This is a genomic window from Vibrio sp. HM8-C, assembly GCF_058630515.1.
Window position 1 is genome coordinate 1 of the sequence record NZ_JBMMKS010000020.1, and the last position, 16010, is coordinate 16010.

Consider the following 16010-nt stretch of genomic DNA (forward strand, 5'->3'; position numbering starts at 1 on the left):
TCTATCGATTTCGGCTCTCAAAGCCTTATCGCTAGGGGTGCGTATAATACGCTTTAATTTTTGAGAGTCAACGTTTATTTTAAACTTTCTTTTCTCTCTTACTCGATACGTTGTGATGTTCGTCTCACTCCGTGTCGGTGTGGCGGCATTATAGGGAGGTAAAAGAATTAGACAAGCACTTTTTTCAAATAATTTTTCGTTCGCTCAAAAAGCAAGCAAAGTACTGTTTATCGAATAAAATTTCAACATTTGAGGGGGGTCACAGCAATTGGTTGGAAAAAACCTAAGCATATACGTAAGATTCATGTATCTATTTTGTTAATCGTAGATACGCATCTAATTTTATTCTTACAAGTAGTATTCTTATATGAACTTAAATAAACCAATGTTTTTGAATATCGCGATTGCGATTATTGGCGGTGCAATAATTTCTCTAGTTCCAGGCATTCCTCCAGCTGTAAGTTTTATTGTGGGTGTTGTGGCAGCAACTATTGTATTCAAACTTTTCCTATCATCACCCTCTATTAATGAAGACGAAGATCCAGCATTACCAACTAAAACACTTTATGTCGGTAACTTGCCATACAAAGCGAATGAGTCCCACGTACGTGACTTGTTTGCCCAACATGGTGACGTGTTCGCTGTTCGCCTAATGAAAGATAAGCGAACAGGAAAGCGTAGAGGTTTTGGTTTTGTGGTTATGGCCGCGACACACGCTCAATCAGCGATTGATGCATTGAACGAACATGATTACATGCAGCGCACATTAAAAGTTAGGATTGCAAACGATCCTAAACACCCTGAAGAGGATATGGACGAATAGCAGAAAACCCGAGCTGCTCTAGTCTTTCATTCAGTGCACTTTCTTCCCAAGGAAGTGCACTTGAATAGATTGTGTGCTTGTTTTCTGAACGAGCACCGCTTTCTACACTCAGTAAGTCTTTTACCCGTCTTGCAATCGCTTCACCCGAATCCACCAGCACCACGCCTTTCCCTAACACATGCTGTATTTCATCCTTAATAAGCGGGAAATGAGTACATCCTAAAACAGCGACATCTATATGGTCGATGAGTGGACTTAAGATACTTTGCAATTCCTGTAAGTCTATTGCTTTACCCCTGAGTTTTTCTTCCGCCATATCGACAAGGCGTGTTGAGCCAAGCAGCTCTACATTTTTGTCGGCAGAGAAGCTACGAATAAGATCATGTGTGTATTGGCGAGTAATGGTTGCAGGGGTGGCAATAAGCCCAACGGCTTTATTCGCTAGTGATGATGCAGGCTTGATTGCTGGGACAACCCCAACAACAGGTATAGATAACTTAGAACGCAATGTCGGAAGCACAATGGTACTTGCGGTATTGCAAGCAATCACGACTATGTCGAAACCTTGTTGTTCAACTAACCCGGTAATTAACCGCTCAACCCGCTGCAGTAAAACGCTCTGTTCTAGTTCTCCGTATGGATAGGCGGCATTGTCAAATAAGTAGGTATAAGAGAGTTGCGGGAGACGCAATTCAATTTCTCTATAAACAGATAGACCACCGACACCAGAGTCGAAGATTAGGACTTTAGGAACAGATTGATTAGACACAACGGGAACCAGATAAGTACAACGATAACGCAGCGATCATACTCGCTCTATATCAATTGGCAATGATTGTTAAAACAGCAAATTGCGAAAAACCGCCCGAAGGCGGTTTTAGGTTTTATTAAAATTGGTATGCGATGCTTGCGTAGTAATTTCTATCTTGCGTTTTAAAACCCTTAGCAGTCTCGTAGTCCTCATCAAATAAGTTGCCTACTCTGCCACTGACTGTAACACCATTAGCAAAATAGTAAGATGTGGCAAAATCAACCAATGAATACGGATCCAATACAGTTGTGTTGGCTGTATCGTCATAACGCTCGCCTTGATACAGGTAACTTAAGTCAAATCTCCATGCAGCTAATGCATAATTGAGATTCCATTTAGCACTATGTTTTGCTCTACGCGCCAGTTCATTCCCCGTCGACTTGTTCTCTGTATCTAGGTAATCATAAGAGATACTGTGAGCAATAGGTCCGGTCTCAAACTCAGCGTTCACTTCTACACCTTTGATTTCTGCCTGGTCGATATTTACATATGTCGACCCCGTATAAGCAACCATCTTATCTACTGCACTATAGTGACCAGCTACACGCCAACTGAACAGTGCATAGGTACCTTCTAGAGCAATTTCACTACTTTCCGTTTCTTCCGGTACTAGATTTGCGTTACCTTCATAACATCCCCATTCACTACATTCCAAAGGATAGTAAAGACTATTAAACGTTGGAGCCTTAAAGGATGTACCATATAAACCAACCGCTTTCAGCGATTCCGATAATTGATAACCCAAACCAAATTGGTATGTCCAGAATGAACCATAAGCACTGTTATCATCCCAGCGGAAATTACTTTCAGCCGAAAAGTTACCTTTATTTAGATAGCTCCCCACATAAATAGCTGTATTATCTCGCTCTGTTTTCGTGTAATCAGCAGAAGTCACCTTTACGTTTTCACGATACCATTCGGCACCACCTACAAACGACAAATCTTCACTGGTTGCATACAAATTATCCCACGATGAAACATAACGATTAGTCGCATAAGTGCTTGGTGAACTTCCTTGCCCATAGGTCTCTGCATCATCCTGGTTTGCTGCTAGAGTTAAATGACTTTGCCACTTATCTTGTTGATACTCACCCACTACAGCCAGATTATATAAATCGCCATCGGTTTTATCGCCACCTGTTCTATCAAACTCTACGTATTGTTTTTGGTAATACGCATTGGTTTTTAATGTTAATTCCGAAGAGATCTTTGTTCCAGCATCAATCAACAAGTACTGAGATTTATATCCATCGTCATCTGAATTTGCGCCCGTAGTATTTAGCGGCTGAACATCATAGCCCTCTGCTGCCTTATGGGTAGCCGCTACATTCAGCCAACTTTCTGAAGCAGAAACTGCCGCCAGACTGGCTCCGACTTCATAAACACCATCACTACCAACACCAGCTTTCACTGAGTTATGGCCATTAGTATTTTTAGTCGTAATAATGTTAATTACACCACTAACTGCATCTGAACCGTATACTGCTGCACGAGGGCCACGCAGTACTTCAATACGCTCCACACCGTTCAGAGGAATAGCAGATAGATCTGCAGATCCTGATGTAGCACTACCGATGCGAACACCGTTAATCATGACCAAAACGTTTTTACTCGCGCGACCACGAATATATAACTCTGAGCTTTGACCCGGTCCACCTTGGTTTACAACCTGAACACTAGGTAATCGACGTAATACATCTGTTAATGATTGCGCTTGAATCGCATCAATTTCTTCACGAGTTACAACTTCAACTGGAGCGATAGTTTCGTTTACTTTGGTCTCAAAACGGTTCGCAGTTACCACAACAGTCTCATCAGCCGTTGCTTCTTGTGCGTATGAAAAAGAGGTATAAGAAAACAGCGACGCCACTGCCACCGCTAGAAGGGATTTATTCATTATATTGTCCTAAATCGCGTTAATCCTACCGAGCATGGGTCCATCCCATTGGTTTGCTCGGCTGCTGGCAGGTCTTCGGACTTGAGAGCACATCTTTTACCTACTTACTCGACTTCCCACAAACGTAGTGTCTTTTGAGTTTTCGTTCTCTCTTACCGCTGCGCGTCAGTTCTGGATTTTCACCAGATTCCCTCTTAAGTTATTTTAGCCGTCTAGGCTTCTAAACAACACCAGCGTGCCGTTGATAGTATTGAGCAATCGATAACTTGTCTAGCATAGATTGATATAAGCTATAGTTTTTACGTGCAACAAAACATCAATTTTAGAACAAGACTGGACATAAGCGGGAGATTGAATAAAATCTGCGCTCTTTATTTGAACGTACCAGAAAAAGGTAAAGCAATGGCGACTCTTGATGTAAACCCAGACAACTACCAAGCGCAACTGGATGAGAAAATCACTCGACTAGGAGAGATGTTTGAATCATATGGTGTGCCTGAGTTGGAAGTCTTTGAGTCTCCGGCTCAGTTTTACCGTATGCGAGCAGAATTCCGTATCTGGCATGAAGGTGATGAGATGTACTACATCATGTTCAACCAGCAAACTCGTGAAAAATACCGTGTTGATCAGTTCCCAGCTGCAAGCCGTCTTATCAACGATTTGATGCCTCTGCTTATTGAATCAATGAAAGGTAATGACACTCTACGTCGCAAACTTTTCCAAGTGGATTTTCTATCAACACTGAGTGGCGAAGTTCTGGTATCACTGCTTTACCATCGCCAATTAGATGATGAATGGATTACTGCTGCAAAAGCACTTAAGCAGACTCTGCATAATGAAGGTTTTAATCTCAATATTATTGGTCGAGCACGTAAAATGAAGATTGTGCTAGACCAAGACTTTGTGGTCGAAAAACTGAGTGTGAACGGTAAACCATACATCTACCAACAAGTTGAAAACAGCTTTACCCAACCAAACGGTAAAGTGGCTGAAAAAATGCTGGAATGGGCTGTCGATTGTACTCAAGAGAGCAAAGGCGACCTTTTAGAACTTTACTGTGGTAACGGTAACTTCTCGCTGGCATTGGCGCAAAACTTCGATCGCGTGTTGGCAACCGAATTAGCAAAACCATCAGTACACTCTGCGCAGTACAACATTGCTGCCAACAAAATCGATAACGTACAAATCATTCGTATGTCGGCAGAAGAGTTTACCGAAGCAATGGAAGGTAAACGCGAATTTAATCGCCTGAAAGAAGCTGGTATCGATTTAAAGAGCTACAACTGCAATACCATTTTTGTTGACCCGCCTCGTTCTGGTATGGATATCGATACCTGTAAAATGGTTCAAGGTTACGAGCGAATTCTCTATATCTCATGTAACCCAGAAACATTAAAAGAAAACTTAGATGTTCTATGTGAGACACATAAAGTGACTCGCTTTGCTCTGTTTGACCAGTTCCCATATACCCACCATATGGAAGCGGGTGTAATGCTTGAACGCAAAGCCTAATCACGTTTTCAAATAAACCGACATAAATAGAAAAACGAGCCCAGTGGCTCGTTTTTTTGTATTCATTAACATTCTATTATTCTGAACGTCCGATAAATCCGAGTTTCTTTCCTACCCATAGCAAAAGCAGCAGAGCCACTATTATCGAGAAGAAATTGGAACCCGCTTCTGGATACTGAGCTTTCACAAAAGCAGAGTGACCAAAGGCTCCGACAAAGAAACATGCCAAACCCACTAACGGAATATCTTCTGCTACTGGGTTACGTAGATACTCTTGATACAACGCCTGCACAGACAGCACTAAAGCGATCACAGGGAAAATGGAGAATGGGACTTCGCTAATGGTCATCCAAGACAACAAAGCGTCCCCACACATACCCGCGATGAGCGCGAGTACCAATGTTTTACGTTCTGAACCATGATTAATGGTGCTACTACTTTCATTCGACATTAATTCATCCCGCCTTTTAGTCGATTACGTTCACGTTCTTTGCGATACCAGAAAGCGCCTTTGGCTATCATTCGCAACTGCATGATGAGACGTTCTGCAAGTTCATCGCGTTCACGTCTCTCAAGGTCTAATGCTTCTGCACCAGAGCTAAAAACCAAAGTAACTGAGGCTTCTGCTTGAGTAATGGCTTCTTCACGATTCATCCCAGTCGCAATCAGATATTCAGAAAGTTCTGCCGAAAAATGCTGTATCTCACGAAATACAGCGGTACGGAATTCGAATGAAGTGCCTGAACGCTCGCGTAGTAAAAGGCGGAATACGTTTGGGCTGCTTTCAATGAACTCCATAAATGTTTCCACAGAAGTGCGAATCACACTGCCCTCTTTAACAATACGCTGGCGAGCCTGACGCATCAGTTGGCGCAGCAACAAACCGCCTTCATCAACCATGGTCAAACCGAGCTCATCCATATCTTTAAAGTGGCGATAGAAAGATGTCGGTGCGATTCCTGCCTCACGCGCTACTTCACGTAAGCTCAAATTAGAGAAACTACGATCAGCACTTAATTGGCTAAATGCCGCATCAATCAGCGAACGACGCGTTTTTTCTTTCTGTTGTGCGCGAATTCCCAAGGATTTCATTTTAAGCCAAGTCCTGCCAAGTCAGTCACCAAAGGCGCCTACTATAGCGCGATTAACCAACATATCTAAGAGGCAAAACAGACCAATTTGAAGCGCCAGACAATTTCCTAACATAACCGTTGCATTTTTCATCAACCATTCGACTCAAGCGCGAAAACACCAATATTTGTTCTAATCTCGTGATCATCTCCACTCTATAAGGGGTTTAGGTTTCACGCCTAGCACAGATCAGTTAAAATCTCGCTATCGCAATGTTAACCAAATTATAACAAGGATTTTCTATGGCACTGAATAACCACTTTGACGTCATCGTAATAGGCAGTGGACCTGGCGGTGAGGGTGCAGCAATGGGGTTAACCAAAGCGGGATTGAATGTCGCCATTATCGAAAAAGAAACCAGCGTAGGTGGTGGATGTACACACTGGGGTACCATCCCTTCTAAAGCATTGCGTCATGCGGTTAGCCGCATCATCGAATTTAACAGCAACCCTCTGTTCTGTAACAACAACTCTAGTTTGCACTCTACATTCTCATCCATTCTTGGTCATGCGAAAAGCGTGATTGATAAGCAGACCAGAATGCGCCAAGGCTTCTATGACCGTAACCAGTGCAGCCTTATTTTTGGTACGGCACATTTTGTTGATGCCAATACCGTGGCAGTAACCAAAGCTGACCACACGGTTGAACACTACACTGCCGATAAATTTATTATCGCGACAGGCTCTCGACCATACCGTCCTGACGATGTCGATTTCAACCACCCTCGCGTTTATGACAGCGACTCAATTTTGAACCTCGAGCACGATCCACAACACATCATCATTTACGGTGCTGGAGTCATCGGCTGTGAATATGCTTCGATTTTCCGTGGATTGGGCGTTAAAACCGACTTAATCAACACCCGTGACCGTCTGCTATCATTCCTAGACAACGAGACATCAGATGCGCTTTCTTATCACTTCTGGAATAGCGGTGTGGTTATCCGCAACGATGAAACCTACAGCAAGATTGAAGGTACCGATGATGGCGTTATCGTTCATCTAAATTCCGGTAAGAAGATGAAAGCAGACTGTATGCTTTACGCGAACGGTCGTACCGGTAATACAGACAGACTAAATCTTGAAGTGGTTGGTTTGAAACCGGATTCTCGCGGTCAGCTGAACGTAAATAGCAACTATCAGACTGAAGTGAGCCATATTTATGCTGTTGGTGATGTCATTGGTTATCCAAGCCTTGCAAGTGCAGCTTATGACCAAGGGCGCTTTACTGCTCAAGCGATCTCACAAGGTCAAGCAACCAACAAGCTAATTGAAGATATCCCGACTGGTATTTATACCATTCCTGAAATTAGCTCGGTGGGTAAAACGGAACAAGAACTCACGGCAGCAAAAGTGCCTTACGAAGTAGGTCGTTCATCATTCAAACATTTGGCTCGTGCGCAAATCGCGGGTAAAGATGTGGGAAGCTTAAAGATTCTTTTCCATCGTGAAACCAAAGAGATCTTAGGTATTCACTGCTTTGGTGAGCGTGCTGCAGAGATCATCCACATCGGTCAGGCAATTATGGAACAAAAAGGTGAAGCCAATACCATCGAGTATTTCGTCAACACCACCTTTAACTATCCAACCATGGCTGAAGCGTATCGCGTGGCTGCATTAAACGGCTTAAACCGTCTGTTTTAAGCAAAGCAGAACAGTAAAAAACGCAGCATAAGGCTGCGTTTTTTACTTGATTCAATGTCAAATCGTGGTGCTTTACCACTGTACGTGGACAACCACTGGTGTAAATCGCTGCTTCAAGCCAGAAAATTTACTTAACACTCGCTGCCAAAATTTCCAGCGACCACATTGACTATCAAGAGGTGAATAAGTGCTGACTTGTCTTGCCCATGGCAAGCAATTCATTACAGCATCTTTGGGTATTGAAAAGCCATGTGTATAAGTACCTGACCCCATTTTCTGCCCTAATCGCGTACAAGTTTTATCTCCAGCCAGAACTATGCATGCACTCGCATTGGCAAAACTCAATCCTAGAGAACGGATGAATCGAGATGCTTGTGCAGCATCGCAATCTAATAGCGCGTGCTCACACAGAATTAATACAGGTGCAAACTCAGGAATAGGTAGACGTTCCAACCAATCAATTTCACCAACACTACCGCACTGGTGTAGATAACGTTCGCTACGGTGGAAAAGCTTTTGTCGCCACAATAGGTTTTCTGTCACATCCAATTCAATCCAATGACAGCGCCCATTATCAATACGGTAGAAACGCGTATCCAAACCCGCACCAACGTTGATGATCCAACCATCCGGATGTTGATCTAAAAATCGACGTACTTGTTTATCGCAGAGTTGTGTGAGAGTGACATGCAGTAATTGCTTCTGATCGATATCTCCACTGATGCAATCGGGAGCAAGATGACAACGCTGACAAGCAGTGGCAGCAATAGGATCATAAACAAGGCCGTTATCGACCAAGCTTTCACGACTACGTAACCAAAGAGGTTGAACCAAATTGGTAGGGATTTGATAACGTTGAGGGTTTTGAATGTGAGGATTGCGCATCATCATCTTCCTTGTATCGCGACAAAGAAGATGATAATGAATATCAATTAGATTTGCAAATCTTTAGGTATCGATTTTATAAACGCTATTAATACCTAAGAGCTACTTGTGATTTAACTGATTACATCCAGTCAGTATTACGAATAATACCTACTGCAATGCCTTCAATCGAAAGACTTTGACATGTTAAATCCACTTCAATTGGAGAAAACTCTTCGTTCTCAGCATGAAGCAGAACTTTTGAACCACGACGTTCCAAACGCTTAACAGTCACGTCATCTTCAACGCGAGCAACAACAACCTGACCATTACGTACATCTTGAGTCTTATGTACCGCGAGCAAATCGCCGTCCATAATACCGATGTTTTTCATACTTTCGCCGTGAACACGTAATAAGAAGTCAGCATGTGGGCGGAACATATTCGGGTCCACTTGGTAATGAGACTCTACGTGTTCTTGGGCTAGAATTGGCTCGCCTGCCGCTACTCGACCGATCAGAGGTAAACCTTCCTCTTCATCGTTTGCCGCTTCAACTAAAATTCGAATACCACGAGAAGCCCCTGGCACAATCTCAATTGCTTGTTTGCGAGCAAGAGCTTTCAAGTGCTCTTCTGCAGCGTTTGCAGAACGAAAACCCAGTTCACGAGCAATTTCTGCGCGCGTTGGTGGCATTCCTGTTTCATCGATTTTGCTTTTGATTAAATCAAAAACTTCTTGCTGGCGTGGCGTTAACGGCTTCATAGTTCACCTGTTTTTTTATACAGTTGACTGTGAGTATATCCAGTAATTTATTAAATGCAAAGCCAATTGCTTATTTTTTAGATAAATAGAGCTTCTAGCCAAACATAACCAGCAATAATCATCGCAATAAATACCGCAGCAGAGCCCATATCTTTCGCTCTACCGGACAACTCATGATGTTCTTGACCAACACGATCAACAACCGCTTCTAATGCACTGTTTAATAGTTCCACCAAAACGATGAGCAGCACGCTCGAAATCATCAAAATGCGTTCAATTTGAGTCACGTCTAACCAACAAGCTAATGGAATAGCAACTGCAGCAAGCAATACTTCTTCTCGAAAAGCGGCTTCATGTTTAAACGCCGCACAAATACCTTTGTAGGAATAACCTGTAGCTTTGAATAGGCGCATTAGCCCTTGAGGATTCTTCTTATACACTCTGTGTTCCACGTATTAAAAACATCAATCTGCAAGAAAATTCAGAAAAACTGCTCAAAAAGAAAACATCACTGAATAAAATTAAAAGGTTTGACCAGTTTCTGGTATTCTTGCAGCTCGAAAAATAAAGACCAACTTAGGTGTATCTCCCTATTCCTTTCAAACAAGTTAGGAACACGGAAATCCACTTCAGTTTTTGTACTGATTTTTGAGGCTTTGAACTCTTATGTCTTCTGGACAATCACTATCACGTTCGCTTTTAAAGTTACCGACAGCGCTACTAGTAAAAGGGACGGCAATTCCGTCAAATCCGATTGAAGATATCGGCATCGATATTAACAAGCCAATCATTTATGCACTACCTTTCCGTTCAAATATTGATTTGCTCACACTGCAAACTCACGCGAAAGAAGCCGGCTTGCCAGATCCTCTATCTCCTCTCGAAATTCAGGGTAAGACTTTAAAACGTTACGTGTTTATCTCTTCACGTCCAACATTGCTACAAAACGATAGCCATGTACCAAGTGACTCAATTGTCACATTTACTGAGCTTCTAGCACTGCATCACAACGATCAGGAGTTGGATGTACAAGTGATTCCAGCTTCTGTTTTGTGGGGAAGAAAACCAGGTAAAGAAGGCAGTGAAAAGCCATACCTTCAACCGATGAATGGTTTACAAAAAGCACAAGCAGTTATCGTGGCAGGTCGTGATTGTTTAGTACGCTTTAGCCCAGTGGTATCGCTGCGCCATATGGCAAACTCGCACGGTACAGATGAAGCGATTGCTCATAAACTGGCTCGCGTTGCGCGCATTCACTTTTCTCGTCAGAAATTGGCAGCTTCAGGCCCAAACCTACCTCAACGTGAAGTACTGTTCCGCCGTTTGATGCAATCTCCTGCGATTGACAAAGCGATTCATGACGAAGCACAAGCTAAAAACATTTCGATTGAGAAAGCACGCAAAGCTGCCCATGACATCATGGATGAAATTGCAGCGGACTTTTCATACTCCTTAGTTAAAAAAGGCAGCCGTGTTTTGCGCTGGCTTTGGAACCGTTTATACCAAGGCTTAAACATAAATAATGCTTCGACGGTTCGCCGCCTAGCGCAAGACGGACATGAAATTGTTTATGTACCTTGTCACCGAAGTCACATGGACTACTTACTTCTGTCTTATGTACTCTATAACGAAGGCTTAGTTCCACCACATATCGCTGCGGGTATTAACCTGAACTTCTTCCCTGCGGGACCGATTTTCCGCCGCGGTGGAGCGTTCTTCTTGCGCCGAAGTTTTAAAGGTAACAAGCTGTATTCAACTATCTTCCGTGAATATCTCGCAGAACTATTTTCGAAAGGTTATTCCGTTGAATACTTCAGTGAAGGTGGCCGCTCTCGTACTGGTCGCTTGCTAACGGCGAAAACAGGCATGCTGGCAATGACTATCCAAGCCATGTTACGTGGTCTGAATCGCCCAGTGACACTTGTACCTGTTTATATTGGTTACGAACACGTAATGGAAGTAAGCACTTACGCAAAAGAGTTACGTGGTAAACAAAAAGAGAAAGAAAATGCAGGCTTAGTACTTCGTACCATTCGTAAACTACGCAACTTTGGTAAGGGCTATGTGAACTTCGGTGAGCCAATTCCATTGAATCAGTTCTTGAATGAGCAAGTACCATCTTGGACTCAAGATATTGATCCGATTGGTGCAACCAAACCACAATGGATGAATCCTGTGGTGAACCAGCTAGCAACCAAAATGATGACCCACATTAACGACGCGGCAGCAACTAACGCACTCACCCTGTGTGCAACCGCTCTGCTTGCCTCTCGTCAACGTGCATTATCAAGAGACACATTGATTAACCAGATAGACTGTTACTTGAACATTCTGCGTAATGTTCCGTACTCAAAGACCTCTACGGTTCCAGACGACAGTGCAGAAAGCTTGGTTAATCACGCGGAATCTCTCGATAAGTTTGTTATCGAATCCGATACCATGGGCGACATTATCTCATTAGACCGTAACCAGTCGATTCTAATGACATACTACCGTAACAACATCATTCACTTGCTTGCACTACCATCACTGATTGCTCAAATGCTGATTCGCCAGCAAAAGTTAAGTGTCGAGAAGATTCAAGAAAATGTTGCTTTGATCTATCCTTTCCTTAAACAAGAGCTGTTCCTAAGCCTTGATAGTGAGCAGATCGCAGAGAAAGTGACACATTATTTGGATGAGTTGCAACGCCAAGATTTAATTTCAATTAACGATGGTATGGTGACAATTAACCAAGCGAAGACCCAAGTGTTAATGCTGCTTGGTCGCACTATTTCAGAAACTCTGCAACGTTATGCGATTGCTTTGAACCTACTGGTAGAGAACCCAGAGCTTGGTAAATCTGATTTGGAAGCGAAGAGTCAGGAGATTGCACAGCGTCTTGGTCGCCTGCATGGCATTAACGCCCCTGAGTTCTTCGATAAAGGGGTGTTCTCAGCGCTATTTGTCACGTTGAAATCGGAAGGCTATCTAGACAATGATGGTGAATGCAACGTTGAGCCGACAAAACGCCTTGCTCGTAAGCTGTACGGAATGCTTTACCCAGAAGTAAGGCTAACCATTCAAGAGAGTATTTATCAATACGACCAACATCTTGTGAAATAAACAGTGAAGACAAAAAAGGCATCCATCGCGGGTGCCTTTTCTTTTAGAAGTACGAAATCAGTAAACCAATCGCGACAACCATTCCCACATAGTTGTTGTTTAAGAACGCCTGAAAACAAGGCTGCCTTTCTCGGTGACGAATCAAATGCTGTTGATAGACAAACAATCCACCAGCCACCAATAATCCCCAATAGTAGCTCGCACCAAGTTGATAGTGATTGCCCAACATAATTAGCATTGCAATCGTTAAAAGCTGTAAACCACCGATGATCATTTTGTCATATCGACCAAAGAGAATAGCTGTCGACTTAATGCCAATCACTAAATCATCATCTCTATCGACCATCGCATATTGAGTATCATAAGCTACCGTCCATACCACATTGATGGCAAAAACAAACCAAGCAATGAGTGGCAGTTCGTTGGCCTGCGCCGCCCAAGCCATCGGAATCGACCAACTAAACGCCAAACCTAAAAACAGCTGCGGTAAGTGAGTAAATCGCTTCATAAATGGATAAATGAACGCAAGCACCAGACCAGCAAAAGAAAGCTGAACGGTCAGAGAATTCATGGTTAATACCAACAGGAACGACGCAATAGATAACGCGAGAAACAGAATCACCGCTTCTGTCGCTGTCACTCTTCCTGATGGAAGAGGTCGCTGAGACGTACGCTTTACATGACCGTCAACTTTACGATCGGCGAAATCATTAATCACACATCCTGCTGAACGCATCATAAATACCCCAAGGATAAATACGATGAGCACCTTGATATCTGGAAAACCTTGAGCTGATAAAATAAGTGCCCAAATGGTAGGCCATAGCAGCAACAATGAACCAATAGGACGATCCATTCGCATTAGCTGCCAATATGCCTTTGCCTTTACAGCGCTCATTTATACTTGCTCCTTTGAAAAATAAGCAGGGGAATCACTTAGAAACAACTCGGCCACTAACATCGGCTTATTGTTCATCCATAAACGTGAACGACGCGCCAAAAGCATACCATCCGAAGTCTCAACCCAACCGACTTGCAACGCATCACGCTTAACATTATCGGCACTGAACACTGTCACTCCAAGAGGAATTTCGCCTTGATGTTCGAGATTATGCGATTGATCTTGAACTGATGATTTTGGAATCAATGTTCTTCCGACTATCCAAGGCTTACCATCTCCTTGTAGAATAACCTTTCTCAAAAGACACGACTCATTTGGCAACAAATCCGTTTCACTCTTGTTCAAGAACGAAGAGTCAACCCATTGGTTATTCAGCAGTTCAACAGTCAAATGTTGGCAATTTTCTGATAGTCGACGAGAGAGTGACCCCTGCTCTAGCAACCATGCTTTTGCATTAGGATCTGGAAATGTAAATTCTTCTGGCGATGACCAGTTCACTTGACTTAAAGCAGTCAGGTACAGCGAAATTGATAGATTCATACTAATATTCAATACAGCGAGCAGTCATCACGAAAGAAAGTCCGCTCATGGTCTCAAACCAAGGACATGAAACCTAATAGAGTATTTTTATTTACAAAAAGATGCTCTATTGTAACAAGACTCGGGCGATTCGAGTATCTTGAACAGAGAAAAGAATTAATAGACATATGCTTAGAAAATACCTAGCTCCGATAATACTCGTATTTGGCCTTTTATCTTCCGGCTTAGTCAGTGCTGAAGAAGAAATGCCAAAACTGGCTTATTTTACGCTCGAGCCTGACGTTACAACGAATTTTTACACCAAAGGCAAGAAACTTGGTTATATCCAAGTACGTATCGATGTCATGGTAAGTAACAGCGCTGATTTACCACTGGTAGAAAAGCACCAACCTTTGATTCGAGACGCTGTTGTCGAATTACTCGGTAAACAAAATGAAGATGTTATTAAGTCTCTAGCCGGTCGCGAAGACTTACGTAAAACTCTGGTTGAACAGCTAAACAATACTCTTTTACCAGAAACAGGCCGAACCATAATCGCAGACCTGCTGTTTACCAAGTACCTTTACCAGTAGTGACCAAATTTTGAATAGAAAAAAACGGCTTACGAGCCGTTTTTTTGTTTCTTCAGAGAATAACGATTCGCATCATTAAGCCCGATCAACACCCCAACAACTAAACCAGCTAGATGAGCACTGTTAGCAATCGCCATAAAAGGTTGAACAAATCCAAGTGCCAACCAAACTAGCATGAAAGCAACTAAAGGCTTCTGAATACCTAAACCAAGAGCAGGCGCTCGCCAACCAAGCATCCACAAGTATCCAACCAATGCGTAAACCACACCAGAAAGTCCGCCAAAATTAGCCCCTTCTACCCAGTATTGTCCTGCACCAGAAAACGCAGAAGAGACCAAGAAAAGCTGCAACAGCTTGAAACTACCTAAACGCTTCTCTATATCTCCGCCAAATTGCCACCACCACAACAGATTGAACACAATATGCAACACTGAAAAATGCAGTAATGCATGGCTCACCCAGCGCCACAGTTGCCATTGTTGTCCACTTTCAGCAGGGAAATGCAATGTTGCGAATACGGCGTTAGTCATGCCCAATTGCTGTAGAGCAAAAATAACAACACATATGGCCATGACCGATAAAGTTAAAGGACCCGCTTTTGCTTTCAACATCGCCATCATACTTGGAGATTTATACTGGAACTGAGGTTTACGGCTCTCCGCCATATCCCAAGAGGCAGCCTGATACTTACCGTCGTTGGGATTGGCGAGAAACTGTTTTATTTCACTTTCGACTTCTAGCTGATGTTCATCCTCCATCAGCCACAGTGCAAATTGACCACTCCCCTCTGGCATCATTTTTATCTCAATGTGCCGTGACGCCATGTAATCAATAAATGCTTGCGCCATTCGAGGATTATTTAAAGTGATCAATCTAATCATCTGTATTTTTTAACTCGCTTCAACAGGTAAGTTGGCACGGTGCCAAGCTTCAAAGCCACCATCAACACTATACACCTGTTCAAAGCCTTGGTTAACCAAGTATTGAGCAGCACCTTGGCTACTAATTCCGTGATAACACATCACCAATACAGGCTCGTCGAACTCAGCCTGTTCCATGAATGAAACGATGCTGTCATTAGTTAAGTGGAATGCTGTTTTAGCGTGTACTGTTGCAAACGACTGTGGATCTCGAATATCCACTAGCTTGGCATTCTTTTGTTCGATGAGGGTTTGAGCCGCCGCTACATCTATATGCTGAAATTGGTCCATGATTTACTCTCACTTTAATAATATTTTTCAAGCATCATTGTAACCTATCCAATGGATGACAAGTACATGAGCGAAGTAAGGTTATCCACCAGCGATCATTTGTTCATCAACTGTGGATAATCCTGTGAATTGTGGTGATAAAGTGTTTTTCTTAAGATCGATCCACAACATCTAGTGATGATCCTGATTTTTCTGTGTGTAGATCTAAAAGTATCCCCAAATAAAAAACAGCGTTCA

General features: G+C 42.9%; 16 protein-coding genes and 1 riboswitch. Of the genes, 5 read left to right on the forward strand and 11 right to left on the reverse strand.

Features of this window, described 5'->3' with window-relative positions; all coding sequences use genetic code 11:
• Positions 1-367: 367 nt before the first annotated feature.
• Positions 368-823, forward strand: a complete 456-nt coding sequence (locus ACOSVQ_RS18435) for an RNA recognition motif domain-containing protein (RefSeq protein ID WP_491983884.1) — start codon at positions 368-370, stop codon at positions 821-823.
• Here the strand turns inward: ACOSVQ_RS18435 and murI are convergent.
• A complete protein-coding gene (murI, locus tag ACOSVQ_RS18440; protein ID WP_491983885.1) occupies positions 792-1592 on the reverse strand; it encodes a glutamate racemase in 801 nt (266 codons plus the stop codon). The two genes, ACOSVQ_RS18435 and murI, sit on opposite strands and share 32 nt — an antisense overlap.
• Before the next feature lie 118 nt (positions 1593-1710).
• On the reverse strand, positions 1711-3531 hold the full coding sequence (locus ACOSVQ_RS18445) for a TonB-dependent receptor domain-containing protein (RefSeq protein ID WP_491983886.1): 1821 nt from the start codon (positions 3529-3531) through the stop codon (positions 1711-1713).
• A gap of 49 nt (positions 3532-3580) precedes the next feature.
• Positions 3581-3781, reverse strand: a riboswitch (cobalamin riboswitch).
• A gap of 152 nt (positions 3782-3933) precedes the next feature.
• On the opposite strand from ACOSVQ_RS18445, the gene trmA reads away from it, so the two are divergent.
• Entirely contained in the window at positions 3934-5043 is a 1110-nt protein-coding gene (gene trmA / locus ACOSVQ_RS18450) for a tRNA (uridine(54)-C5)-methyltransferase TrmA (RefSeq protein WP_491983944.1), read from the forward strand.
• A 76-nt stretch (positions 5044-5119) separates the two neighbouring features.
• On the opposite strand, the gene ACOSVQ_RS18455 is transcribed toward trmA, so the two are convergent.
• Entirely contained in the window at positions 5120-5494 is a 375-nt protein-coding gene (locus ACOSVQ_RS18455; protein ID WP_491983887.1) for a YijD family membrane protein, read from the reverse strand.
• Complete coding sequence (gene fabR / locus ACOSVQ_RS18460) at positions 5494-6135, reverse strand: HTH-type transcriptional repressor FabR (protein WP_491983888.1); 642 nt, start codon at positions 6133-6135, stop codon at positions 5494-5496. Before fabR ends, ACOSVQ_RS18455 begins: the two co-directional genes overlap by 1 nt.
• Positions 6136-6416: 281 nt before the next feature.
• Between fabR and sthA the strand changes: the two genes are divergently transcribed.
• The gene (sthA, locus tag ACOSVQ_RS18465) at positions 6417-7817 is read left to right on the forward strand and encodes a Si-specific NAD(P)(+) transhydrogenase (RefSeq protein ID WP_491983889.1); all 1401 of its coding nucleotides are present in this window, start codon (positions 6417-6419) and stop codon (positions 7815-7817) included.
• Between the two features lie 72 nt (positions 7818-7889).
• Here sthA and ACOSVQ_RS18470 read toward each other — a convergent pair whose 3' ends face one another.
• The 3 genes from ACOSVQ_RS18470 to ACOSVQ_RS18480 all read right to left on the reverse strand — a co-directional run bounded on the left by ACOSVQ_RS18470 (position 7890) and on the right by ACOSVQ_RS18480 (position 9857).
• The gene (locus tag ACOSVQ_RS18470) at positions 7890-8708 is read right to left on the reverse strand and encodes a class I SAM-dependent methyltransferase (RefSeq protein ID WP_491983890.1); all 819 of its coding nucleotides are present in this window, start codon (positions 8706-8708) and stop codon (positions 7890-7892) included.
• A 115-nt stretch (positions 8709-8823) separates the two neighbouring features.
• On the reverse strand, positions 8824-9444 hold the full coding sequence (lexA, locus tag ACOSVQ_RS18475) for a transcriptional repressor LexA (RefSeq protein WP_491983891.1): 621 nt from the start codon (positions 9442-9444) through the stop codon (positions 8824-8826).
• 77 nt (positions 9445-9521) lie between these two features.
• Positions 9522-9857, reverse strand: a complete 336-nt coding sequence (locus ACOSVQ_RS18480) for a diacylglycerol kinase (RefSeq protein WP_491983946.1) — start codon at positions 9855-9857, stop codon at positions 9522-9524.
• Positions 9858-10110: 253 nt separating this feature from the next.
• Between ACOSVQ_RS18480 and plsB the strand changes: the two genes are divergently transcribed.
• Positions 10111-12549, forward strand: coding sequence for a glycerol-3-phosphate 1-O-acyltransferase PlsB (plsB, locus tag ACOSVQ_RS18485; protein ID WP_491983892.1), 2439 nt, complete (start codon positions 10111-10113; stop codon positions 12547-12549).
• Between the two features lie 43 nt (positions 12550-12592).
• On the opposite strand, the gene ubiA is transcribed toward plsB, so the two are convergent.
• Positions 12593-13447, reverse strand: a complete 855-nt coding sequence (gene ubiA / locus ACOSVQ_RS18490) for a 4-hydroxybenzoate octaprenyltransferase (RefSeq protein WP_491983893.1) — start codon at positions 13445-13447, stop codon at positions 12593-12595.
• Positions 13448-13990, reverse strand: coding sequence for a chorismate lyase (locus ACOSVQ_RS18495; protein WP_491983894.1), 543 nt, complete (start codon positions 13988-13990; stop codon positions 13448-13450).
• A 167-nt stretch (positions 13991-14157) separates the two neighbouring features.
• On the opposite strand from ACOSVQ_RS18495, the gene ACOSVQ_RS18500 reads away from it, so the two are divergent.
• Entirely contained in the window at positions 14158-14562 is a 405-nt protein-coding gene (locus ACOSVQ_RS18500; RefSeq protein WP_491983895.1) for a flagellar basal body-associated protein FliL, read from the forward strand.
• 29 nt (positions 14563-14591) lie between these two features.
• On the opposite strand, the gene glpG is transcribed toward ACOSVQ_RS18500, so the two are convergent.
• Both glpG and glpE read right to left on the reverse strand, forming a co-directional pair.
• The gene (gene glpG / locus ACOSVQ_RS18505) at positions 14592-15443 is read right to left on the reverse strand and encodes a rhomboid family intramembrane serine protease GlpG (RefSeq protein WP_491983896.1); all 852 of its coding nucleotides are present in this window, start codon (positions 15441-15443) and stop codon (positions 14592-14594) included.
• Between the two features lie 9 nt (positions 15444-15452).
• Positions 15453-15773, reverse strand: a complete 321-nt coding sequence (gene glpE, locus ACOSVQ_RS18510) for a thiosulfate sulfurtransferase GlpE (protein WP_491983897.1) — start codon at positions 15771-15773, stop codon at positions 15453-15455.
• Between the last annotated feature and the right edge of the window lie 237 nt (positions 15774-16010).